Annotated in this window: 22 protein-coding genes; 14 read left to right on the top strand and 8 right to left on the bottom strand. The window is 36.4% G+C overall.

Translation table 11 applies throughout. From position 1 onward, the window contains the following. Positions 1 to 52 precede the first annotated feature (52 nt). Positions 53 to 970, bottom strand: a complete 918-nt coding sequence (locus ACIQ2D_RS00285; RefSeq protein WP_402857657.1) for a LysR family transcriptional regulator — start codon at positions 968 to 970, stop codon at positions 53 to 55. 388 nt (positions 971 to 1358) lie between these two features. On the opposite strand from ACIQ2D_RS00285, the gene ACIQ2D_RS00280 reads away from it, so the two are divergent. After that, a complete protein-coding gene (locus ACIQ2D_RS00280; RefSeq protein WP_402857654.1) occupies positions 1359 to 2474 on the top strand; it encodes a phosphotriesterase family protein in 1116 nt (371 codons plus the stop codon). 252 nt (positions 2475 to 2726) lie between these two features. Continuing rightward, entirely contained in the window at positions 2727 to 2885 is a 159-nt protein-coding gene (locus ACIQ2D_RS00275; RefSeq protein WP_402857651.1) for a hypothetical protein, read from the top strand. 188 nt (positions 2886 to 3073) lie between these two features. Here the strand turns inward: ACIQ2D_RS00275 and ACIQ2D_RS00270 are convergent, their stop codons facing one another. After that, positions 3074 to 4648 carry an L-lactate permease gene (locus ACIQ2D_RS00270; RefSeq protein WP_402857648.1) on the bottom strand — a complete coding sequence of 525 codons (1575 nt, stop codon included), beginning with the start codon at positions 4646 to 4648 and terminating at the stop codon, positions 3074 to 3076. Positions 4649 to 4691: 43 nt separating this feature from the next. Then, on the bottom strand, positions 4692 to 5624 hold the full coding sequence (locus ACIQ2D_RS00265; RefSeq protein ID WP_402857645.1) for an L-lactate dehydrogenase: 933 nt from the start codon (positions 5622 to 5624) through the stop codon (positions 4692 to 4694). Between the two features lie 696 nt (positions 5625 to 6320). On the opposite strand from ACIQ2D_RS00265, the gene ACIQ2D_RS00260 reads away from it, so the two are divergent. The 8 genes from ACIQ2D_RS00260 to ACIQ2D_RS00225 all read left to right on the top strand — a co-directional run bounded on the left by ACIQ2D_RS00260 (position 6321) and on the right by ACIQ2D_RS00225 (position 13559). Continuing rightward, a complete protein-coding gene (locus ACIQ2D_RS00260) occupies positions 6321 to 6995 on the top strand; it encodes a YdeI/OmpD-associated family protein (RefSeq protein WP_402857642.1) in 675 nt (224 codons plus the stop codon). 501 nt (positions 6996 to 7496) lie between these two features. After that, positions 7497 to 8216, top strand: a complete 720-nt coding sequence (gene deoD / locus ACIQ2D_RS00255) for a purine-nucleoside phosphorylase (RefSeq protein ID WP_402857639.1) — start codon at positions 7497 to 7499, stop codon at positions 8214 to 8216. A gap of 131 nt (positions 8217 to 8347) precedes the next feature. Beyond that, on the top strand, positions 8348 to 9679 hold the full coding sequence (locus tag ACIQ2D_RS00250) for an MFS transporter (protein ID WP_402857636.1): 1332 nt from the start codon (positions 8348 to 8350) through the stop codon (positions 9677 to 9679). 166 nt (positions 9680 to 9845) lie between these two features. After that, positions 9846 to 10586, top strand: a complete 741-nt coding sequence (locus ACIQ2D_RS00245) for a GntR family transcriptional regulator (RefSeq protein WP_402857633.1) — start codon at positions 9846 to 9848, stop codon at positions 10584 to 10586. Between the two features lie 932 nt (positions 10587 to 11518). Then, complete coding sequence (locus tag ACIQ2D_RS00240; protein ID WP_402857630.1) at positions 11519 to 11695, top strand: hypothetical protein; 177 nt, start codon at positions 11519 to 11521, stop codon at positions 11693 to 11695. Positions 11696 to 11720: 25 nt separating this feature from the next. Beyond that, on the top strand, positions 11721 to 12092 hold the full coding sequence (locus ACIQ2D_RS00235) for a GntR family transcriptional regulator (protein WP_402857627.1): 372 nt from the start codon (positions 11721 to 11723) through the stop codon (positions 12090 to 12092). A gap of 5 nt (positions 12093 to 12097) precedes the next feature. Next, positions 12098 to 12964: an ABC transporter ATP-binding protein gene (locus ACIQ2D_RS00230; protein WP_402857624.1), complete on the top strand. Its 867-nt coding sequence runs from the start codon at positions 12098 to 12100 to the stop codon at positions 12962 to 12964. Further along, positions 12957 to 13559 carry an ABC-2 transporter permease gene (locus ACIQ2D_RS00225; RefSeq protein ID WP_402857621.1) on the top strand — a complete coding sequence of 201 codons (603 nt, stop codon included), beginning with the start codon at positions 12957 to 12959 and terminating at the stop codon, positions 13557 to 13559. Before ACIQ2D_RS00230 ends, ACIQ2D_RS00225 begins: the two co-directional genes overlap by 8 nt. Before the next feature lie 385 nt (positions 13560 to 13944). On the opposite strand, the gene ACIQ2D_RS00220 is transcribed toward ACIQ2D_RS00225, so the two are convergent. Both ACIQ2D_RS00220 and ACIQ2D_RS00215 read right to left on the bottom strand, forming a co-directional pair. After that, positions 13945 to 14736, bottom strand: coding sequence for a formate/nitrite transporter family protein (locus ACIQ2D_RS00220; protein ID WP_402857618.1), 792 nt, complete (start codon positions 14734 to 14736; stop codon positions 13945 to 13947). Between the two features lie 156 nt (positions 14737 to 14892). Continuing rightward, positions 14893 to 15720: a YgaP family membrane protein gene (locus tag ACIQ2D_RS00215; protein WP_402857615.1), complete on the bottom strand. Its 828-nt coding sequence runs from the start codon at positions 15718 to 15720 to the stop codon at positions 14893 to 14895. Between the two features lie 682 nt (positions 15721 to 16402). Here ACIQ2D_RS00215 and ACIQ2D_RS00210 point away from each other — a divergent pair. After that, the gene (locus ACIQ2D_RS00210; protein ID WP_402857612.1) at positions 16403 to 16681 is read left to right on the top strand and encodes a hypothetical protein; all 279 of its coding nucleotides are present in this window, start codon (positions 16403 to 16405) and stop codon (positions 16679 to 16681) included. Positions 16682 to 16802: 121 nt separating this feature from the next. Here the strand turns inward: ACIQ2D_RS00210 and ACIQ2D_RS00205 are convergent, their stop codons facing one another. Continuing rightward, on the bottom strand, positions 16803 to 17294 hold the full coding sequence (locus tag ACIQ2D_RS00205; protein ID WP_402857609.1) for a hypothetical protein: 492 nt from the start codon (positions 17292 to 17294) through the stop codon (positions 16803 to 16805). 1036 nt (positions 17295 to 18330) lie between these two features. Between ACIQ2D_RS00205 and ACIQ2D_RS00200 the strand changes: the two genes are divergently transcribed. Then, positions 18331 to 18774, top strand: a complete 444-nt coding sequence (locus tag ACIQ2D_RS00200) for a phage holin family protein (protein ID WP_402857606.1) — start codon at positions 18331 to 18333, stop codon at positions 18772 to 18774. 492 nt (positions 18775 to 19266) lie between these two features. Here the strand turns inward: ACIQ2D_RS00200 and ACIQ2D_RS00195 are convergent, their stop codons facing one another. Continuing rightward, positions 19267 to 20001 carry a glucose 1-dehydrogenase gene (locus tag ACIQ2D_RS00195; RefSeq protein WP_402857603.1) on the bottom strand — a complete coding sequence of 245 codons (735 nt, stop codon included), beginning with the start codon at positions 19999 to 20001 and terminating at the stop codon, positions 19267 to 19269. Between the two features lie 222 nt (positions 20002 to 20223). Here ACIQ2D_RS00195 and ACIQ2D_RS00190 point away from each other — a divergent pair, with 222 nt between their 5' ends. Together ACIQ2D_RS00190 and ACIQ2D_RS00185 are read left to right on the top strand one after the other, a co-directional pair. After that, a complete protein-coding gene (locus tag ACIQ2D_RS00190) occupies positions 20224 to 21162 on the top strand; it encodes an arginine deiminase family protein (protein ID WP_402857600.1) in 939 nt (312 codons plus the stop codon). A gap of 11 nt (positions 21163 to 21173) precedes the next feature. Continuing rightward, positions 21174 to 22490, top strand: coding sequence for an amino acid permease (locus ACIQ2D_RS00185; RefSeq protein ID WP_402857597.1), 1317 nt, complete (start codon positions 21174 to 21176; stop codon positions 22488 to 22490). Here ACIQ2D_RS00185 and ACIQ2D_RS00180 read toward each other — a convergent pair. Next, positions 22425 to 23231 (bottom strand): YqcI/YcgG family protein, encoded by an 807-nt coding sequence (locus ACIQ2D_RS00180; protein WP_402857594.1) that lies wholly within the window; start codon positions 23229 to 23231, stop codon positions 22425 to 22427. The two genes, ACIQ2D_RS00185 and ACIQ2D_RS00180, sit on opposite strands and share 66 nt — an antisense overlap. Positions 23232 to 23338: the final 107 nt, after the last annotated feature.

Genomic DNA, 23338 nt, shown 5'->3' with positions numbered 1-23338 from the left:
CCGTCAAGGGATAAGACATTAAGATATTCTTACCATTGATATGAAGTAATTGCTAAATAGAATCTAAGCAATTCTGGTGCTTTGGAAATTCTATTTTAATGTACTCTAAAAATATGTTGGCAGCATTAGAAATGTGTTTCGTATTTGAGTAAATCCAGCCAGAGGATGACTTTGTTGAATGATGATCGACTAGTTCGATTGCGACAAGGTCACCATTTATATAATGAGGGTCATTTAACATTGTGAAATCTGAAGCAAAACCTAAAGCCGTACCTTCAACTCCGGCTTTGATGAGCTCTTCTGTATTATTTGAACTAAATAAAATATTCAATGGTCCATAGTTTTTGAAGAAATCATCGATGAAACCTTGATCTCCATTATAATATACAGCGGTTTGATTCAGCAGTTCCAGAGGACTTATTGTGTCTTGGAACGCTAACGGAGAATTTTTGCTTACATATACTTTTATTTTTCCTTCTAACCAAACTTCAAAAGACAAATCTGTTCCTTTTTTTAATATATCCCCGTACACAGCGACAAAACCCATGTCTATTTTATTTTGTTGGATTTTTTCAATTATATCTGGCGTTCCAGTTTCAATAATTTCAAAACTTACATTAGGGTAGGCGGCATTAAATGAAATCATGGACTTGATCAGGTATTTCATAAAACCAGGAATTGTAGCTATTTTTAATTTCCCATGGATCAAGGAGGCATCTATTTGAGCTTCCTCTTTTAATTTTTGTAGTTGTATCAAAATATCATTTGAATTTTTAATGATTTTTCTTCCTTTATTTGTAGGTATTGTACCTTTTCTTGAGCGTTCAAATATTTTTATTCCAAATTCTTTTTCTAGATTAGAAATAGATTGGCTGATTGCAGAAATAGATATATGCAAGTTTTGAGCAGCGCTAGTAATAGATCTCGTCTTCGAAACCTCCACAATATGGATCAATTGTTCGATATTCATAGTAACACTTCCTTTAATTATATTTAAATGATACTTCAGAAAAATCGAATTTACTTGAGTATAAAATAATCGTATATTAAATTCAAGATATTCCTAATTTTCGGAATATTGAACTTCTAGTAAATATGGAGGCAACCTATGAATTCTAGCTAGAATGGAAATTTCGAGAGAATTGCTATGGGGCTCCTAAACATTATGCACTTGAATGTCGTGATTAGAGAATGACTTATGTAGTATTCAATCTGATAAATTATCGCATTACAGCTAGCGTATCTCCTTAAGAATCAGTAAGGAGATACTGTGGCCTTATTTGTGGTCTTCTATTAAAAAAGAACGACGGCCTATGTGAAAGATAAAACTAATTTAAAAACTGTGGGAGGAAATCATTATGACGAAAGAGATAATGACTGTGTTAGGTCCTATAGCTCCTAACCAATTGGGTTTTACATCTATGCATGAACATATCCTTGCTGATGTAGGTTTTTATGCCAAAGTGGCTGAAGAAACAGTTCCTACAATTGACAAAATTTTTTTTCCCGCTAAACCGGATGAACCAGTTAAAATCGAAAATTTGAGTTTTCTTAATCATGGTTTTTTTAGTATATCTAAAGACAACACAAGCTTATTAGATGAGGAACTGATGAATGCAGAAGTTAAGGACTTTAACATAGCTGGCGGTTCGGCCATCCTTGAACTCAGCATACCTGGTATTCGAGGGGATGTTGAAGGGCTTAGAAGAATCTCCGAGAAAACAGGTGTGCATATTGTGGCATCAACTGGATTATATGCGGAAGATTCTTGGCCAGCAAAATATCTTGAAATGTCAGTGGATGATTTCAGTAATTATATGAAAAATGAAGTTGAACAAGGTATTGAAGGAACGAGTGTCAGGGCTGGTCATCTTAAATTTGCTCCCAATTCATTGAGTTCTAGATCAGAGAAAATGGTGAGAGCGATTGCTCGAACTTCCGTGAATACAGGCCTTGCTGCTACTCTACATCAAGGCCTTCAAATGACTAAAGACGATGGGCGGAGAATGGCGAAAATGTTGATTGAAGAGGGAGCGGATCCTCAACGGGTAGTGTTTGCTCATATGGATAAATTAACTTTCAACTACCCTGAGTCTTATCAATTGAACAATTATTTGTTAGATCCTGACTCACGTCGACTTGATATGGAGTACGCGAAAGAACTGCTTGATCTTGGATTTACGCTCAGCTTCGACACTTTTGGTCATAATTGGAACCTTGAGCCGATTGGTCTATTAAACCAAACAGATTACGAAAGACTTGCTGGTTTGGTAGCTTTGATAAAAGAAGGGTATTCCAAACAACTCGTGATTGGTTGTGATGTTTTTACTAAGATGTTGACTCGTCGTTATGGTGGAGACGGATATAGTCGTATATTAAATTTCGTCGTACCGGCTCTAAGAAATATAGGGACTCCTGAGGTAGACATTCAAAATATAACGGTAGAGAATCCAGCTCGTTTGCTAGCGCGTTAATAAAGGCAGAGAAAAAAGATGACATTGAACAAGTTTTTGTATTCTTTTGAGGGCAATGAAAACCTTATATATCTATCATGACCATGTAAAATAGGGCACTTAAGGTTCAATTTTGAACAAAAAGTGCCCTATTTCTTTGATCTTTTTTATTCTTTTTCTTTTAAAGTGTTAATGTCCGCTTTAGATTTACCAATGAAATAAGGCTTTAAAGATAAAATTAGAATTATCACATATTCAACAGAAGGATACTGAATGTTACACGAGATTGAATACAATGGTGAAGTGATAAAATCAACAACTGATACATATGGGTCTGGTAGTATAAATACAGCAACCTGCAGATCCATAGATGTTAAAGAGGCGAAGAAAGAACTGATTACTCATTTACAGGTTGTGACCAAACCAATATAGATATAAGCATTATAACAATTTGGAAATAAAAGTAGGTTCTATTTGAAATAAAAAAAGCAAGGTACTCGACAATTCAATCGTCGAATACCTCGCAAAAATAATTGGTCTTTTTCAGTACTCTCACATAAGCGAGAAGGGAGGATCTGTGGAAACTTTAGTCTAAGGGGGGTACTAAGCTTCCGCAGATTTTAAAAAATCATGGATAAAATAAATGTCCAAATACAAACAAATGCAAGTAATGCAATACTGTATTTTAACGTCATTTTTGTTAACTCGGCTTCTTTACCAGTTTCTCCAACGGCAGCAGTGGCAATGGCTATCGATTGTGGGGAAATTAGCTTAGCCATTACACCACCTGCTGTATTTGCAGATACTAATAAAGCTGAATCGACACCTATAATGCTACCGGCTGTAGCCTGAATAGGGGCAAACAATGTATTGTTATTTACGACGGATCCAGTCATAAATACGCCAATCCATCCGAGTATTGGTGATAATAATGGGAAGATTGCTCCTGTAGTTGCTACAGCCTCACCTAATGCACTTGTTAATCCTGCATATGTCATGAGCTTAGCAATACCGAGAATCGCACAAATCATCACAATTGGAATCCAAAATTCTTTAATAGTTCGTCCTAAAAGTTTAAAACCATGACTGAAATTAATGGATTCTGTTGTTAAAATCGTTGTGATACCTGCCAGCAAAATGGCTGTACCTGTTGCACTTACTAAATCAATGCTTGAACTTAATGATGAACCTGGAATGCTAAACGTTAATTTAGTAAAGGCTAGCGCGCCACCTTCTGCGAATAATGCCTTAAATGGCGGTAAACTCCAAATGAAGATAAAGATACTTAACAAATAGAACGGTGACCAAGATTTTATGACGTCACTCGTTGAATGTTTTTCAATTTTAACTTCTTTACCGTTAAGCAAGAAGATATTCTTCGGCTTCCATTTTTTTAAGAAAACCGCTAATAATCCCATCGCTAGTAAAGGCGGAATAATATCAGCTAATTCTGGGCCCATAAATACGGTAATAATGGCTTGCGTAACCGTATAAGTACCAGATACAACAAGAATCGCTGGTAAAGTTTCCTTAATCCCTTTAATCCCATCAATTAAGAAGACAAGTAAGAAAGGAATTGTAAAGTTAATGATCGGTAACGTTAATGCTGTCATTGCAGAAACATCCATTGCCGTTACGCCGCCTTCTAAATTCAATGTTCCCGTAATGGCTACTGGAATACCAATGGCACCGAACGCTCCAGAAGCACCGTTTGCAATTAGACATAGCATCGCAGCTTGCAGTGGTTTGAATCCTAAAGAAACTAATAACACCGCGCAAATCGCGATTGGTACACCGAAGCCAGCAGCTCCTTCTAAGAAGGCGTTAAAACAGAATCCTATAAGAAGTAGTTGGAGGCGTTGGTCCTGAGAAATACCGGCAATACTCGCACGTAAGATATCGAATTTCCCTGAATCAACTGAGATTTTATATAACCACACGGCCATAACAATGATATAACCAATCGGCCAGATCCCCTGAATGGAACCTTGAATGACACTACCAACTGATTCGCCCATCGGTAATTTAAACACTAACATAGCGATAAAGAATGTAATCACTAAATTCAATAAAGCTGCATAAATTCCCTTCATTTTAAAGATTGTCAAACATAAAAGAAATAAAATAATTGGAACAGCTGCGACTAGTGAGGAGAGTAGTAAATTATTGAATGGATCGTAAGTTTCTACTAACATGATGTATAGCTCCTTTGTTAGATGTCCCTACTCCATTTTGATATTACTGCCAAAATGGAGATTGAATTTCTTTCAATGTTTTAACGGAATGATCTAGCTTAGCTTTTTCTTCATCACTTAGTGGAAGCTCTACGATGCTCTTTCTTCCTGAACGATTAATGATTGTAGGAACACCAACATACACATCATTGTGACCATATTCTCCTTCTAATAATGAACCAACAGGTAAAACAACTTCTTCATTTCGTAAGATGGCTTTCGTGATTCGTGCAAGACCCATTGCGATACCGTAATAAGTGGCACCTTTTGACTCAATAATTTCATAAGCTGCATCACGAACTTGGACGAAGATTTCATTTTTACGCTCTTCTGATAACTCAGATGCAATACGTTTACCTGAAATGTTCGCGCTGCTCCAAACAGGAAGTTCTGAATCACCATGTTCACCAATGATATAAGCATGAACACTTGTTGGTGCTACACCAAATTCTTCGCCTAGTAGGTAACGGAATCGTGCAGAGTCTAAAATTGTACCTGAACCGATTACTCTTTCTTTTGGTAGGCCAGAGAATTTCCAAGTTGCATGAGCTAAAATATCTACTGGGTTAGAAGCAACTAAGAAAATACCGTTGAAGCCAGAAGCCATAATGCTATCTACAATTGATTTGAAAATTTTAAGGTTTTTGCCTACAAGATCAAGTCGAGTTTCACCTGGTTTTTGTGCTGCACCTGCACAAATAACAACGATAGCAGCATCTTTACAATCACTATAATCACCATAAGTAATTTTTTGAGGAATTGGCGCATATACAAGACCATGATTTAAGTCCATTGCATCTGCTTTTGTTTTTGCTTGGTTAATATCGACAAGTACTAATTCTTCACAAATCCCTTGGTTAATTAAAGAGTAAGCGTAACTAGACCCAACTGCTCCTGCACCAACTAATACAACTTTATTTCCACCTGTTAAACTCATCTTACATGCCTCCAGTTCAATTTTTATAATCCATAAAAGGAATTTCAGAAATGACTAACATAGTTTGGCACTGATTATTAGGAATATACGCTCATTAAGAAGGAGTTTTATATCCTAACATGCCAAGCACTGCTTTGAATTACACATCATCTATTGGCTAAACGTGTGCTTTTTTTTATCATTTGTACTTTCTTCTACTTGAATAGGTTAAATAAAAAAGGTTCTAGATTAAGGTGTTCTATTTCCTTGGCATTATGAAAATGTTCACTTTTCAAGGAAAAAATAGACAACTTATGTTTTGACCGGTCAACTTGTATTTTGTGTTGTCTAATTGTATGGCTATAAAATAGCACAGGTTTATTTAGTTTTTCAAACCTATTTTGGAATTTGTCAAAATAAATTTGAATTTTTTTCGGATATTGTTAAAAAGTGTTCAAAAGTTTTATTATTAGCTTAAAGCTACACTTAAACACTAGTCTGAAATGAAAAAGAGCAACATATTTTACTTAACTTTAGCCAAGCTAATAGTAAAGGAATGACATGAATGAAGAGATGTAATGCATTTTAAGGGGATTTTTAGAGTTTCTTCTTATTATATTGAAGAGATGAGGGAAGTTAAAAAGAAGAGGAAAGGATATTTTCTACTGAACGCATTAGATTATTTACTATTAGAAGAATAACCAGATAGGATTGAAAATGATGACGAAAACAATAGTTGAAAAATTAAACTTAAAGAAATTCGAGAAGGTGGCAGTATTACATTTACCAGCAGGCGCGAATTATTTAGCTGAGTTGAAAGATTATGACACGGAGCTAACAGATAGTACTTACGATCTTATATTTGCGTTTGTCTTAGATATGGATTCATTAAAAGGTGTCGTTAACGACGTGATCGTCAATAATTATCTAAATAAAAATGGCTATATCTTTTTAGCGTATCCTAAAAAGGGGAATAAAGTATACCCAACTTTTATTCATCGTGATGATCTATTGGAAGGGTTAGGTGCAGACGAAGCCGGTTACGTTGGTACAAGTAACATCAAATTTGCCCGGATGGTTGGATTAGATGATACTTTCACAGTAGTTGGACTAAAGGAAGACTCAAAAAGTAAGAATAAGGTATCGACCAAAGCCAGCCAATGTGTAGACGATTACATTGCATTGATTCCTGAAATTGAAAATGATCTACAAGATACATCAGATTTACTCGCGTTTTATCAATCCTTAACGCCGGGCTACCAAAAAGACTGGGCTCGTTATGTCTATAGTGCAAAACAAGAAGCTACTAAAGAAAAACGCCGTGAGGAAATGAAAGCAATTTTAAGTGCGGGCTATAAAAGTCGGGAGTTATATCGGAAAGATAATCAATAAAACCAATCAGGTGCTTTAAAGGTATAAAAAATAGTAAGCATTCACTAATGGAAATTTCATTGTGAATGTTTTTTACTTTTATTGGTTCATCACCAGCATTTGAGGATGACAGTACATATAGATTTTAGAATGCATGTTGATCTTCGTTCCGGCTGGATGCCCCCCGGAAAGCGCATAGCCGGACCGGAAATCAACCCTATATTATGGTAAAGAACCTATATATAGAAAAAATAGGTTTTTTCGAGAAAATATTTTGACGAAAATGTGAAAGGGTTTTCAATTTCATGTGGAAAACTCGAAAATAGGTTTGAAAAGTGAAATGTACCTGTGGTATTTTATATACATATCAATTAGACAACTTAATATACAAGTTGACCGGTCAAACAATTAGTTGTCTACTTTTTTCCTTGTAATAGAAAACGCATTCATAATTCTGAGGAAATAGAGCACCTTAATGTAGAACCTATTTTAATTAAACTTATTTAGAAGGAGACTTATACGATGAGCACAAATCACAAAGAAACACCACACATTAAGCCTAATGGAGTAGAAATTGCAGAAACAATCCTATTACCAGGGGATCCACTACGCGCTAAATTCATCGCAGAAAACTTTTTAGAAGATGTAGTGCAGTTCAATGAAGTGCGTGGCATGCTTGGTTATACAGGTACTTTTAAAGGTAAAAAAATCTCAGTAATGGGTACAGGTATGGGTACTGCAAGTATGGGTATCTACTCTTGGGAATTAATCAATGTGTTTGGGGTTAAAAACTTAATTCGTATCGGGTCTGCGGGTTCAATTCAAGACGATCTGAATTTATATGACATTGTGTTTGCAATGGGTTCATCAACAGATGCAAACTACGCACACCAATACAACCTACCTGGACATTATTCAATCACTGCATCATATGAATTATTAGAAAAAGCTAAAAAAGTTGCAGATGAAAAAGGTTATCCAGTTCGTATTGGTAATGTTCTTGCTAGTGACGTTTTCTACAACGCTGATTCAACAGCAATGGAAAGATGGAGCAAAATGGGCGTTTTATGCGCAGAAATGGAATCTGCAGCACTTTACATGAATGCTGCACAAGCAGGTGTAAATGCACTTTGTATCTTAACAATCAGTGACCACATCTTCAAACATGAGAAAACAACTCAATTAGAAAGACAAACAGCATTTACTAAAATGATGGAAATCGCTTTAGAACTTGCTGAGTAAATAAGCTATATCAACCTATAAAGTCTGTGGGGAAAAGGAAGTTGTTTAATTTCCCTCACCCCCTCAGACTATTTTAATGTCTAAAACCAATCGGAAAAAATATTAACTATTACGAGAAGGAGATCTTAAAAATGGAAGCAATAAATAAAAATGAAACACAAAGCTTCAATGCAAAAAAAGCAGTTCCTGTTATTTTGTTTTTCTTTCTATTCGCTTTAATTATTGATAACTCGTTTAAATTAGTATCTGTAGACATCGCAAAAGACCTTGGAATTTCAGCAACTACGGTTAGTTGGCAAGCAACATTGGCGGGTCTTGTAATTGGTATTGGGGCAGTAGTTTACGCTTCGTTAGCAGACTCAATTAATATCCGTACGCTGTTGAGTGCAGGTGTTATTTTCATCGTTGTCGGATCGATAATTGGCTATCTGTTTAGAGATAATTTTGCAATGATTCTTTTTGGACGTATTATTCAAACAGCTGGTTTAGCATCTGCTGAAACATTGTATGTTATTTACGTAACGAAACACTTACCTAAAGAGGAACAAAAGAAGTTCTTAGGATTAAGTACAGCTAGTTATGCAATGTCAATGTTGGTTGGTTCATTAACAGGTGGATTTATTTCTACTTACTTACACTGGACAACTTTATTCTTAATTGCTTTAATTGCAATCTTTATCCTTCCATTCATCTTGAAGTTATTACCTAAAGAAGAGTCTAGAAAGGCTAATGTTGACGTAATTGGATTATTCTTAATCGCAGCAATCGCTACAACAGTTATGCTATATATTTCAAACTTTAACTGGCTATACCTAATCGGTTTTGCAATAGCATTAGGTCTATTTTTAACTTACATCAATAAGAGCTCAAAAGCTTTAATTGATGCGACTTTCTTCAAAAACCAGCATTTCATTCGCACGCTACCAATTGTATTTGTTATTTACTCAGTACAATTAGGTTATATTTTCGTGTTCCCATTCATTTTAGAGGGAATTTATGACTTGAAACTAGATATGATTTCACTGTTACTAATTCCAGGTTATGTGGCATCAGTTATTGTTGGTTCCCTTTCTGGTAAAATTGGTAAATTCTTAAACAGTAAACAAGCAACACTGATGGCATTATGTGGTATCGCGGTTGCGCTATTCATTCCAGGATTATTTACTGAAAGCACTGTTGTTATCTATGTACTTTCTATGATTGTATTCTCAGGTTCATTCGCGTTAATGTATGCACCTTTACTTGATACTTGTCTTAGCACGATTCCTAAAGAAAAATCAGGAACAGCAATTGGTTTCTACAACTTAACAATCAATGTATCCGGTTCTATCGGTATTGCTTACACTGCAGCAATGCAAGATAATTTAGAAACTTCAACTGTTTTAATTGCCCTTTCAGTTATAGCAGTTGTTGCCCTTGGACTGTACTGGGTGCTATTAGGGAAAATTGCGAAAGAAAATTAAGTAAGATCTTGTAATTGAATGTGTCACAGCTAACACTGTGACACATTTTTTTCTATATATTAGAGGAATATGAAGATTTAGAATGCTTAAAAAATGTTATAATACATAGCGAGGATATAACTAGTTGATGGTCCATAATTTGAAAATAATATAGGTGTGTGAGAAGATGGAATACAAAATCGCTAAGGAGCAAAATAGAAAAAAACCATTATATAATACTGTATATGATCAATTATATAAGCTGATAATGAATGGTACATTTTCGGGTGATAGCAAATTGCCTTCGGAACCAGAGTTAGCTAAAATGTGTGGGGTCAGTAGAATGACTTTAAGACAAGCGCTTTCACTTTTACAAGATGATGGATTGGTGAAAAGGGTCCATGGCAAAGGAAATTACATAACAAGAATCCCTACAAAAGCGCCGAAAATCGGTCTAGAGAAAATAGGAAACCCCATGTATAAATCTCATTCAAAACAAATTGATGATGTTGAGATGAGTTTTAGAATTGATTTGGAAAGTGAGTATACACAGCAAGTATTAGGTAGGAAGGCTGCAGCAGTGGTCGCGTTTGAGCGGTGGTATAAATGGGAAGGGGAAGTTGTAGGATACTCCTTTACTTTTATGGCAATTGAAGCAGTTACTGAATTGAATTTAAATCTCCAAGAGAATGATCAATTATTAGAGATGCTTGAAACTCGAATTTATGAGCTTGCCAATAGAGCATCCATCGAAATCAAGCATTCAACTTTAGCTATTTCTTCGGTACAGAAATATGAGGTTGTTGGTGGAGAAGACTGTGATTTATTACTTGAGAGTGTGTTTATCCATGAGGACTATCCATTGGTTTATAATAAATACTATATCCCTAGAGAATTTAGTCTCTTAAAAATAAATGCTGTACGGTAGATGCCATTGGCACAACTTATTTAGCAAAGATGTATTATGACTTTCATAAGACAATAAAAGCCTCTGTATGTGGATCCCACTTACAGAGGCTTTTTTGTGGTGATGATTGTCATTTTGTTATGAAAGTAATGGAACATCCAAGTTAGTAATAAGGAAAAATAGGAAGCGAGAAAAACAAGTTCGTGGTATTAAACGAAAAACAAAGAATATGGATAAAGCTAATTGAAGAACGCACTTTAGAGTGCCAAAATGAGTTCTTTAATGACTACTGGCATATGCACTTGCCAGTGGGTCAAAATTTTATAGATTCTTAGAGAACGGCCACAAAGTGAGACGTCATTGCCTACAAACAATGTTCGTCGAGATCAGCCGCGATCTACTGATTTTTCTCGATTTCGATGTGAGCAGAACGGAAAAGTTTCCCGATGAGTTGCCATCCTTTTATGGCTTCGTATTGCGCTAAGCTAAGCTTTCAAGGGCGAGTCCGAACTTACCCGCGGAACAGATGACTTTACCCGCGCAAGCACGTATTATACCCGCGAAGTAAATGACACTACAACTAAATTTTCCATTTTCAAACAAAAAAGGTTGCATGATGTTTTAAAAGTGCGTATAATGTGAATATAGTATATATACAATATTAGAACTTAGGGGGATACTTGTATATCGTTTTCAATCAATAGATCATCATCTCACATGATTAGTGGAATGCGTGAAGCATGGATTGGGGGAGGAAAGAAATAATGATACAAGTCTCGATTATAGGCTTTATTTTTGTCGTAGTACTAGTAGTTCTTATAAAGGTGTTTCAGGACTCAATGCCAAGAATCAGCTGTCTACTAACAAATTTTATATTTTTTGTATTATTTTTCGTCTTCATATGGTTGATCTCAAGTTGGTAAGAGAAGAGGGATTGAGGGAGGAAAGAAATCATGAAAAAAGTCTCGATTATGGGGGTTATTTTTGTCGTAGTGATATTGGTTCTTTTAAAGGTGTTTGAGGACTCAATACCAAAAATTAGCGATCTACTAACAAATATACTAATTCTTGTATTATTCGGAATTGTCGCCGTTGTATATGGTGTATCTCAAATGAGTAAAAGAAGTTGAGTAAAAACAAAGAAGAGGGATTAACATGCAAATAATTCTTGCCAATAGTTCGAAGGAGCCGATTTATGAACAAATTACGCATCAAATTAAATCGTCAATTTTATCAGGAGATCTGAAAGATGGAGCCGCTTTACCTTCCATGCGTCAACTCGCAAAGGATTTACATGTGAGTGTCATCACGACAAAGCGCGCTTATGAGGAATTGGAGAAGGCTGGTTTTATTTATTCCATTGTCGGCAAAGGTTCTTTTGTCGCAGAACAAAATTTAGAAGTCATGCGAGAGCGCAAGCTGAAGGCCATTGAGGAGCAGTTGAGTGCGGTCATCATGAACAGTAAAGAAATTGGTCTATCACTGGATGAACTACAGCAATTACTGAAGATTTTACATGAGGAGTGACATGAATGGAAAATGTAGTTGAATTGACAGGTATCACGAAAAATTTAAAAGGTTTTGCCGTTAAAAATATGAATTTACAAGTGAAACAAGGCTTTGTGACGGGCTTCATCGGCGCAAATGGTGCTGGTAAGTCGACGACAATCAAAATGATTATGAATTTATTAAAGCCGGATGCTGGGGACGTCAAGGTTTTCGGGTTGGACTACAGGGCGCATGAGAAGGAGATTAAGGAGCGCATTGGGTTTGTCTACGATGGCAATGTGTTTTTTGAAGGGCTGAACTTAAAAGATATAAAGCGCATTGTTGGGCCTGCTTATAAAAACTGGGACGATGCCTTGTTTTATCAATATGTAGAACGATTCGGATTACCCCTTAATAAAGCGATCAAAACGTTCTCCAAGGGGATGCAAATGAAGGCATCATTGGCGATCGCCCTATCCCATCATGCAGAACTGATCATTATGGACGAACCAACAGCAGGCTTAGACCCGATTTTCAGACGGGAGCTGCTAGATCTTTTACAAGAATTAATGCTTGATGGTAGTCGTACGATTTTCTTCTCAACGCATATTACAACAGATTTAGATCGTATCGCAGATTATATCGCGTTTTTACAGAACGGGGAATTAGTATTTAACCAGTCCATTCATGATGTCGCTGAAAAATATGCGCTCGTGAAAGGCGGCATGGATTTGCTAGATCGAGATACGGAAAAAGCCTTTGTCCATGTTCATCCTGCACCAACTGGTTTTGAGGCATTAACGGATAATATTAAAGCCGTGAACAATATATTCGGGGATTCGGTGGTCATTGAAAGAGCATCTTTGGAAGAAATCATGTACTACATGAAAGGAAGAAAAAGCTATGTTTAATTTAATCAGACGTGATCTCATACTACAGAAAAGACAAATATTAATTTTTATCCCTTTTATTGCAGTCTTTATCATTTCGGACTCACATCCAGCTTTAATTTTTCTAGTTGCCAGTATCTTTATCCCCTTTAACACATATACGTACGATGAAAAAGCAGAGACGAATATTTTGTTAAATTCTTTACCCTATACACGTAAGGAAATTATTGCATCACGCTATATTGGTGCGATTGTTTACATGGGATTATCCATTGGGATCACAAGTATAGCTTTATTTGTTTTCGATAAACCGTTTACGATTACTGATATGGCAATTGGCAGTGGCTTATTCTTATCATTTGTTGCGCTTACCTTCCCGTTGTTTTATATATTTAGGGGAAAAATTTCAATGGTTATTATGATTATATTTATCCTTTCAGCAATCATAGGGCCGCCTATTGTGTTGTATTTAGCTGAACATTTAACAACAATTACAGATTTTATTGTCAGCTTATCCATCCCCGCTTTATATACGGGAGTGGCAGCTGTGATCTTGATTCTTTATGCGGCCTCTTGGAGCGTAACCACGATTATTTACCAACGAAAAGCGTTCTGAGTGACCCTGTGAACTAGCTGAAAATCATAGAAGTCAATTGTATAACGCAAGAAATAGCAATACTCTTATGGAAGCGTAAAATGTCACTACACAAAATCTATAGAGGGCACTGAAATAATGTAATTCCAAATAAGGCAATCTCCATGTTAGGAGGTTTCCTTTTTTTTGTTTTGCGTAGGAGGCTTGTTTAGGTAGATTCTTTGGAAGTGGCAACTCAACCATTCGCAAAATCCGTAATATGTATATTCATAATTCAACCACGCATTTATGATAAATATAATACTTTCATAATAAAAACTAAAAAACAGGAACATATTGTACTTGTCAATTATGTTCCTGCCTATGATTTTATTGAGTTTCACTATTAAATTCTAATGAAGTATTTTTACTTATCCTCATCAACTACCATAAACGGTTTGTTCAAGTAAAAGTACATGAAGGCCATAAACAATGTCCCGCCAATAAGGTTTCCAATTGTAACAGGAATGATATTGTGAATAATGCCACCAATTGTAACAGCATCTGGATGCTGTGTAGCCATAGAAATAGAAAAGGTAACAAAATTTGCGATACTATGTTCATAACCCGAGATAAAGAAACCAAAAACAAGCAGCATCATGATGAACATTTTTGGACCATCGCCCTTAGCACCATAAGGGAGGAAAAAGGCAAGGCACACAAGCCAGTTACATAGAATACCACGGAAGAATAATTCAGCCGTCGGTACTAAGGTTTTTCCTTGGGCTACACTTACTAAAAAGCCATTTACCGAGGGATCTTTGAAAAGCCCGGTCGCATAAATTAAAAGTGCAAATAAAACGGCGCCAATGATATTTCCAACATAGCTGTATATCCATAGCTTTCCGACATCTCTCCATGCCATCTGCTTACGCAATGCAGCATAGGTATAATAGAAAGTGTCTCCTGTGAACAAATCGCCACCGCCATAATAAATCAGGATAATAGCTATGCCAAATGTTAATGCTGCAACGGGATATGCTAATGGAGAATGTTCTGCGTAAAAGAAATTACCCGTCTTAAACGCTACAATAACACCAAAACCAATGAATAAACTTGCAAGTATAGCTCTTAAAAGATAGTTGAGAGAGCTACTTTGATGAATAAATAATCGTTTTAAAGCCAATGCTTCTATTTTCGATAATGCTTCTTTTTCCAATTTAAATCACCACACTATTTAGTTTAGATTGGATTGGATTTATCCAATCATCTTAAGTTGTCATACATTTTTGTAATTAAATACATAGCATTTGGTAGAAAACATGTCGCCGCCAGTAGCGGTGACACGTGTTTTGGTGCTGCTGTTTCTTCATGCTTACTTCTTGGTTTCATTTGGTTTGGTTGTATTTGTTTTGGGTTTGTTGTTATTTGAAGAACTTTCCTGGGTGTTGCCACTACTTGTAGAAGAGGAAGACTTAGCGTTGCTGCTAGTAGTATTAGCATTTTTATTGCTATTTGGATTACTGTTTGCAGTATTCTTAGAATTCTCATTTCCATTTGGTGTTGAATTTGTGTTGGACGCACCAGTCTTAGCAGAATTTCCGTTGCTATTTGTTCCTGCCGCATTTTGTGATCCGGCAATGTTCGCTACATCGTTTAAAATTTGCCCAACTTGTGGCGCAACAGTTTGCGCGATGTTAGCAATTGTTTGAGTAGCAGATCCACTCGCCTGAGAGGTGCTACTATTCGCAGTAGTTTGTCCAGTACTACCACTCATACTTTGAGCCCCAGCCATTGCACTTTGAGCTGCGTTTCCACCAGCAAACATCTGCACAATATTTTCGACTATCTGCATAATGTTTTCACTCATTTGTCCAGATGTACCGCTTGAAGCATTTTGTCCAGATTGGTTGCGACTATTTGATGTAGCTCCAGTACTAGCTGATGCATCTTGAGAGTTGTTGCCAGCAGCCATTTGTTGTAGCATGTTACTGCTCATCATCGATGAATTCATCGCTTTTACTGGGCAAAACTTTGTTACACCTTCTGCTGCTTTCATTGAACCTAGCAAGATGAGCATTCGCCCACCTCTACTTTCTGGTTTACGTGCAAGTCGTGCCGCACCGTACGCTAGCATTGCTGAACCAGCCATGAAACGGGCAAAGGCATTTCTTGGACTGAGGTTTTGTTGTGTATGTGTCATTTGTATGGATCCTCCTAACTGAATTTGCGAATTAGCGTTGAAGTCTTCAAGAAAATCTATTCAACTGACATGGAAGAGTTTTTGTTCTAGGATTTAATGTTGAAAAATATAATCCTCCATTTCAGCTTTAGAATCCCCCAATTTTTTCTTTTTATTCGCATTCAGTGCGGTAGACAGACGTCTGACAACAATCTATTTTAAGAGAAAACCTTAAAAAATGAAAGTGAAAAATTAGGGCTTTTTTTTGACATTTTTGCGTGTCTTTCTAAAGATTTTTTAGTTGGAAATTTATCCGATATTTGGTGTTCGCATATTAAAAATTTGTATGAGGTTAATATAGTGAGCAAGGTAATTAGTGATTGGAGTAGTTGGGAAAACTCGTTTTTGAGAGGGGGAGGGGAAATTGACAAGCTGACAAAATGGGGATATTAATTCAAGCGTAGAGGGAGTGGCGAATTATTTTATTGCTTGTGCAGCGTATTATAAGTAATTAAAGATGGCGTCGGTAAACAGTCTACACTTGACTTTTTGTATTTGTTATTCGATGACGAATCAATTTATGTACAAGAATTCAATTTTTAATTTATTTAGTATTTGTCACTCCTTCCGTGCATATTCTCGGGACATTTTACAATACTATCTCTAGATCGATTTTCTAATTGGTAGGAAGGGATGAGCAAATTTGGCAAAGCACTCAGAAACAAGTTGGAAACAGGACCACCCAAGCACTTTATTTGGAAACTCTGTTCAAAAAGCATATCGTTTGTTGACGCATGCGAAGTCTCACCCAGAGGAGATAGCGGTTGAGCATGCTTTCGATCAAATTTCACATGCAGAAAATGCACACTCTAATGCAGTACAATATGGAGAGCATTTGGATATGGTACAGCAAAATAAAGCACTGTTAGAGCAGGTCAAGCAGCAATTACATGAAGTGCAAAAGAGTATAAAAAACCTTTAATTATGAGGCAATAACCCCCGACGTTTTCACAAAGCGTACGGGGGTTATTTACGGGGGTTATTGTTGCAAATTTAATCATGTTGAAAATAGATTAAATAATATATATTTTCTACATTCAGTTTTAACACCAAACGATTATTTTATAAGGTGTGGTTTGTGCAGGTATACTTCTTGTTGTAGGACCATAGATCACAATGAGGTTTCGGTTCGCAGGATTTTTTGTAAATGGTTGCCCATTTGTTAGCAGGATAGGGGTATAGGGTGAGAGATTTAATTTTAATTGACCATCACTACTCACCAGTTGATTATTAAAAAAGTCTACTTTTACATATTGATAGTTGTTTTCCTTTACAACGACAAGTACAGAATATTGTGGTGGGTATATTAAAGGTACAGGTGCATCCCCATCATAATATCCAGTAATTTGATTCCCTACAGTCACAATTTCATGGTTTACAAAGTAAGTAGTAGGGGAAATTACGAAATTGACGATGCCACCATTTCCATTTTCTACAGTCATTAGTTTGTAACAACCTTCTCCTTGCCCATCTTGCCCGGTCATAAAATCATTTATCTGTGTAACAATCCCACGAAAAGATTTAAAATTTACCATAGCCATTCCTTTCTTTATATAATCTTGGATTGGTAGTTGTTTTTCTTCATTTTTAATTTATGCATCATTTCCAAGATGCGTGATAAAGATGGAATTGAACCTTCATAGTTCTACTATAACTATTTGAATTTGAAAGAATAGCCTTCTTTTTTTGTAAAAAAAGAGAGTAGTACCATAAGTAAGTGAAGTTTTCTATGTTTATAGTAACAGCCTTCAAGAATTATATAAATGTTGTATAATCATAAGATAATTAATCTGCGAAGGATTATGTTATTATACAGTGGAGGCGAACTAATTGAAGTGGATTTCTAAAAAGAATAAGAAGCCGATTATATTATTAATTATAATAATATTTATCATTGCCGGTTTACTTGATATAAAATACCAAGGATTATTTTATCAACTATTACCTAATTCCGTTCAATCATATTTATCTGGTTTTTAGTAATAGTTTGAAGTAGAAAGAAAAAACATAAAGAAAAAGCTACCTGCCATGATAATTGGCAGGTAGCTTTTCGCTTTTACTAGATATAAAATTCACGGGAGCGTTACGAATTGCTTTGGGGTTATATAGGAAATACAAGCCTGTATTCTACTTTCACTATTAATTATTTGAAAATAGAAGATTTTCTTAACGTAACACAAACTGAAATGGCTACAGTAATTCCTAAAATATTTTGAACGTGGTCCGCTGGAATAAAGGGAAGTGGTGCAACCCAATTCGCATAAAGGAATAGTTGCGCAAAGTTGTCTTTTCTTTTGATTTCCTAACAATGGATCTTTTTGACCTAGTATCTGGTTGGACATTAATTGGAGTAGTCAATCCTAATAACAATATTCAAAATTTATTACTTTATGTTTGTTCGTTCGGTATATTTGTTGGAGCTCGTTGTTCCAGGAATTGAATATGCTAGAAATGGGGGGAGACTATTTTAGAGATCAAAACAAATGAACTTAATGAAAATATAGTAGATTTTTAGACCCTCCGCAATCATCTGTGGAGGTTTTTTAGTTATAAAAGAAGGTAGGTGATAATATGGAAACTAATACGCTTTGGGTGTCCATTATTGGTGGTATTACTGCTTGGATCGCATATTTAATTGGTGGTGTAGACGAATTGATAACAGCACTGGGTATTTTAATGGCTATTGATTTTACATTAGGTGTAATGGTAGCTTGGTTCATTAAAGATGTAGATTCACGCAAAGCTTTTAAAGGGCTTTTGAAAAAGACAGCAATGATGTTAATGGTCATTGCTGCAGTGCAATTAGATAGAGCTACAGATAGCGGTGATTTTATGCGGCATGCTATGATTCTATTTTTAATCGGTATGGAAGGAATCAGTATGATCGAAAACCTTGGTCATTTAGGAATCAAGGTACCCCGTTTTTTACAAAATGCATTTACACAATTACAAAATAAAAATGATGATAAACCGAAAGATAGTGAGGATGCACCTAAAGACGATGAAGATAAATGACAAACGTAAAAACTACATGGTGTGATTAACTTTTGTAGCACTAAGTAGGGTGTCTATTATTCCAAGTATGTTATAAGACATTATTTCGGAAACGTATCGTAGCTAAGCACGCCAAAACTACATGTATGTACAAGACCGAGATAGATTGTTTCATGGACACTTGGAAATAGGAATCCGGTGACTGCTAATCGTTTGGTAGGGTTGCATAATAAAGTTCAGAATAGCGAAGTAAATAGAGGGAAGGCTAGGTACTCATAATATTAATTGAACTGCACCGCTAATTGTTAGTTAGTGTCTAACAATCGGAGGTGCAGTTCATGAATAGGCGGTAAAAATAATAATATTGTGCCGGATTCATGCCGACAGTGTTTAAAAAGATTGAGTTTATGTGAACGTGGTATTCGCAATAACTTGATTTTATCGACTTTCTACGATTATATACAACTCATTTAAAACCTTCACTGATCAAATGTAGATGAGAAGGGTTTTAAATTATTGTGCTGTTAAACCGCCATCAATAACGAATTCTGAACCAGTTGAGTAGCTTGATTCTTCTGATGCTAGGAATAATACTAGGTTGGATACTTCTTCAGATTGTGCCATTCGTTTTAATGGAATATGTTTTGCAAATTCTCTAATTTGCTCAACTGCATCACCTTCAGTAACCATTGGTGTTTCGATGACACCAGGATGTATTGAGTTAACGCGGATACCGTAATGAGCAAATTCTAGTGCAGCAGCTTTCGTCATCCCACGCACAGCGAATTTTGTATCTGTGTAACCAATTGCACCGCCTACTAAACCATTCATTGAAGAAATATTAACAATTGAGCCACTTTCAGTTTTTTGCATAGAAGGTAGTACTGCTTTCATGCCAAGGAATACTGACACTTGGTTGATGTCGACGATTTTACGGTATTGATCTAATGTCATTTGTGCGATTGAAGATGCGATACTAATACCTGCATTGTTTACTAAAATATGTACTGGTCCGAAAGCATTTTCAGTTTCAGTGACAACGTTTGTCCAATCTGCTTCGCTGGAAACATCTTGTTTAATGAATTTTGCGTTTTCGCCAAGTTCTTGAGCTAATGCTGTTCCTGCTTCTACATTTAAATCTGTAATAACTACTTTAGCACCTTCTGCGATAAATTTACGTACGTGTGATTCACCCATACCGCGTGCGCCACCTGTAATAATTGCTACTTTTCCTGCTAAACGACCCATGTAAAATCTCTCCTTGTTATCGAAATTTTTATAATTCTAAATTATTAAAATACTATTTATATTATAGATTACTTATATTTTCTGGTCAATGTTGTTTAGAGAGATGGCGCCTCTAAAGTAGCACATTTAGAGTTTTCAAAATCTGCTACTATTTTTCTGCATAATCCTATTTCTGATGGTAAGGCTAACAAAGAATAGGTACAAAAAAGGGGAGAATAGATCATGTTGTCATTTCAACCAAATTGTTGGTCAGAACACGGGGAGCTTCAGGTGGTTATGCTTTGTTCACCCTCGAAGTTGGATGTTCCAGATTTAAAGATTGCTGAGAATGTGCAGTGGAGTGCGCCGGTGCATCATATAAAAGCCGAGGAGAATTTCTTGGGATTTAAAGAAGCTTTAGAGGATGCAGGGGTGAAGGTGATTGATTATTCAAAGGAGTTAGCACCTGATGTCCAAAATTTGAGTGAGCAGCTCATAAATCGTTTTTTCGTACGTGACCTTGCTTGTGTGTTTGGCAATATCATTATTCCAGGTGAAGCGGGAATTTCTTTGAGACGTCCAGAGTATATACATGCCCATCAGCTGATGGAAAAGTGGTTTCCTGAAATGTTTTATAGAAATGACAAAAATAGTGGGGGAGCGCTAGAGTTTGGGGATGTATTAATTCTGAACAAAGATGCCGTATTTATCAACATTGGTACACGGACAAGCATTGAAGGCGTAGAAAAAACGAAGGACAAAATTTTCAAGGCTGGATTTTCTGAAATTGGCATTATTGATTTGCCACGGAGTTCAGATACGTTACATTTGGATATGAATTGCAATGTAGTAAATGAAAATTTAGTGATTGCCAAGAGCTTCATGCGTTATTTTCCAGTGCATGTATTGACGGAGACTGGGGCTCGATTTGAAATGACTGAGCAATTTCTAGGTCGTCATGGTTTTGAGGTCCATTGGCTAGAGAAATATACTACGATTCCTGACATCAACTTTCTTAACCTAGACCCGGAGACGTTATTAATTAGTAAGAAGGCAACGAAGCAAATCTTTAAAAATCATCCTTTATTGCAAAAGAAGAAACTCATAGAAATTGAAGTAACAGAGTTAGAGAAAGCTGGTGGAGGCATTCGCTGTATGACCTTACCACTAAGACGGATATAGGAGTTATCCAAATGGAATCAAAAACAACCAAAGGTAGTATGCTGTGGTGGCAGCTTTCTCTTCTCGGAGTAGGGTGTACAATCGGAACAGGATTTTTCCTCGGTTCAAGTATGGCCATTAAGAAAAGTGGGCCAGCTGTTTTAGTCGTCTTTCTGTTAGCTGCAATTGGCACATACATCGTCTATGATGCTCTTGTGAAGATGTCTGTTGATCATCCTGATAAAGGATCTTTTCGTTCTTATGCTAAAAGAGCATTTGGCAGTTGGGCCGGATTTAGCAATGGATGGGTCTATTTAATTTCTGAAATGCTGATCATGGGTAGTCAGCTTATGGCGTTGGGGATATTCACACAGTTCTGGTTTCCTGGTCTACCGTTATGGATTGGTACATCGATTTTCGCTGTTTTAAGTTTGCTTGTCATTCTTACAGGTGTCAAAGGGTTTGAAAAGTTTCAAAATATTTTTGGTATGATGAAGATGGCGGCTATTGTGATGTTCATTGTTGTAGCTGTGGTCATTTTCACTAGAGGGATGAATGGTCAAACAAGTGACGTCTATTCGATGCTAGATACCTATAAAAATTTCTTTTCAGAGGGTTATCGTGGGATTTGGTTGGCATTACTTTATGCATTTTACGCTTATGGTGGAATTGAAGTAATGGGGCTTATGGTGATAAATTTAAAAGATCCAAAACAAGCACCTAAAGCAGGTAGAATTATGATACTTGGACTAACTATTATCTATATTTTGTCCATTGGTCTTGCGTTGGCGCTTGTTTCTTGGAAGAACTTTAAATTAGAAGAAAGTCCATTTATTACAGCACTTGAAAATTTTCAGCTGCCATATGTGACGGATATCTTCAATGGTATCCTTATTATTGCAGGCTTCTCGACAATGGTTGCCTCGTTATATGGCGTGCTAACGATATTAACTTCGCTTGCAGAAGATCATGATGCTCCAGCCTTCTTAGCGAAAAAAGGGAAATTGAAAGTGCCGCTACCCGCATTTCTATTTATAACAACGGGATTACTTATCACCATCCTCATTGGCTTCTTCATGCCAGAAAAGATATTTGAATATATGATAACAGCAGCAGGTTTGATGTTACTTTATAATTGGCTATTTATTTTAGTGACGTACTTGAAACTTATGAAGGTATCGAAATGGAATCGAGTGAAAACGATCATTGGGATGCTTTTAATTGTTGTAACTGTATCGGGAACGATAGGCGAAAAAACAAGTAGATTCGGATTTTATGTAAGTCTATCCTTCATCGTTATTATAGGAATTGCTACCTTTATAAAAGTGAAAAAGGGGAAGCTCGATTGATGCCTGTTGCATCCTTAGAAATGGACATTTGGAGGCACTACGGTCATCGTCACTTAAAAAATACTGCTTCCATTCATGATTGTCTTCTTGACCATACCATTTTAAATCGGGATGACCTGGAATCCCATCATAGTCACAAATGCGCTGACGAATCAGCGTTTTTAATTTGCGACCAAATACTGTAGAGTCGTTAATTTCCGTAAACACAAAGCGCGGCTGAAAAGCTAGTAACAGTGATGGGAAATGACGACTCTTTCGACGCTTATGCGCAGGCGTCGCACAAAAAACAAAATAAGGTTCCTCGTCGAAACAAAATTCCCATGTATGATGTGTGGGGTCAATTGGAATATCTTCAGGCCAATTGTTATCGTCAAAAGCTGTCATATTATTTAAAGTGTCCCAAAATAACCTCCTATAATCCTCTACATCATAGCTTTCAATTACCTCTTCAGGTGTTTCAAAGAAAACCGCTAGCGACGTATATTTCCCTGCATTACGTGCGATTTCCCCATACTCCCTAACACAATCTGCAAGTTCTTTTGCTGAATTATTTTTGCGTGGATCCCCTACAAAACTAAAACGAAGTTGGTTCATTAAAAAACCTTGTCGTGCAGGAACACACGGATACATATTTTCATCACTTGCTACCATTTCAGTGAAGGCTTGATAAGCGTTTTGTTGCCATATAGGAAGGGTTCCTACTTGCGCGTCTAACCAGCTCTTCTCGAAAACTTTACCCACTTGAACTACCTCCTTCCATACAGTACTAGACTATTAAAGAAGTCGGAAATGGGTGACAGATTATATTTGGTACATAGTTCAAAGTTGTGGGTGATGCGTTATGGAGG

The organism is Lysinibacillus sp. NPDC097287 (genome assembly GCF_044761695.1).
Classification (GTDB): domain Bacteria; phylum Bacillota; class Bacilli; order Bacillales_A; family Planococcaceae; genus Lysinibacillus.
This window is presented reverse-complemented; position numbering and strand designations above follow the sequence as displayed.

Coding starts and splice junctions, on each gene's coding strand:
- ACIQ2D_RS00285 (WP_402857657.1), bottom strand. CDS start 970: ATGAATATCGAACAATTGATCCATATTGTGGAGGTTTCGAAGACGAGA.
- ACIQ2D_RS00280 (WP_402857654.1), top strand. CDS start 1,359: ATGACGAAAGAGATAATGACTGTGTTAGGTCCTATAGCTCCTAACCAA.
- ACIQ2D_RS00275 (WP_402857651.1), top strand. CDS start 2,727: ATGTTACACGAGATTGAATACAATGGTGAAGTGATAAAATCAACAACT.
- ACIQ2D_RS00270 (WP_402857648.1), bottom strand. CDS start 4,648: ATGTTAGTAGAAACTTACGATCCATTCAATAATTTACTACTCTCCTCA.
- ACIQ2D_RS00265 (WP_402857645.1), bottom strand. CDS start 5,624: ATGAGTTTAACAGGTGGAAATAAAGTTGTATTAGTTGGTGCAGGAGCA.
- ACIQ2D_RS00260 (WP_402857642.1), top strand. CDS start 6,321: ATGATGACGAAAACAATAGTTGAAAAATTAAACTTAAAGAAATTCGAG.
- deoD (WP_402857639.1), top strand. CDS start 7,497: ATGAGCACAAATCACAAAGAAACACCACACATTAAGCCTAATGGAGTA.
- ACIQ2D_RS00250 (WP_402857636.1), top strand. CDS start 8,348: ATGGAAGCAATAAATAAAAATGAAACACAAAGCTTCAATGCAAAAAAA.
- ACIQ2D_RS00245 (WP_402857633.1), top strand. CDS start 9,846: ATGGAATACAAAATCGCTAAGGAGCAAAATAGAAAAAAACCATTATAT.
- ACIQ2D_RS00240 (WP_402857630.1), top strand. CDS start 11,519: ATGAAAAAAGTCTCGATTATGGGGGTTATTTTTGTCGTAGTGATATTG.
- ACIQ2D_RS00235 (WP_402857627.1), top strand. CDS start 11,721: ATGCAAATAATTCTTGCCAATAGTTCGAAGGAGCCGATTTATGAACAA.
- ACIQ2D_RS00230 (WP_402857624.1), top strand. CDS start 12,098: ATGGAAAATGTAGTTGAATTGACAGGTATCACGAAAAATTTAAAAGGT.
- ACIQ2D_RS00225 (WP_402857621.1), top strand. CDS start 12,957: ATGTTTAATTTAATCAGACGTGATCTCATACTACAGAAAAGACAAATA.
- ACIQ2D_RS00215 (WP_402857615.1), bottom strand. CDS start 15,720: ATGACACATACACAACAAAACCTCAGTCCAAGAAATGCCTTTGCCCGT.
- ACIQ2D_RS00205 (WP_402857609.1), bottom strand. CDS start 17,294: ATGGTAAATTTTAAATCTTTTCGTGGGATTGTTACACAGATAAATGAT.
- ACIQ2D_RS00200 (WP_402857606.1), top strand. CDS start 18,331: ATGGAAACTAATACGCTTTGGGTGTCCATTATTGGTGGTATTACTGCT.
- ACIQ2D_RS00195 (WP_402857603.1), bottom strand. CDS start 20,001: ATGGGTCGTTTAGCAGGAAAAGTAGCAATTATTACAGGTGGCGCACGC.
- ACIQ2D_RS00190 (WP_402857600.1), top strand. CDS start 20,224: ATGTTGTCATTTCAACCAAATTGTTGGTCAGAACACGGGGAGCTTCAG.
- ACIQ2D_RS00185 (WP_402857597.1), top strand. CDS start 21,174: ATGGAATCAAAAACAACCAAAGGTAGTATGCTGTGGTGGCAGCTTTCT.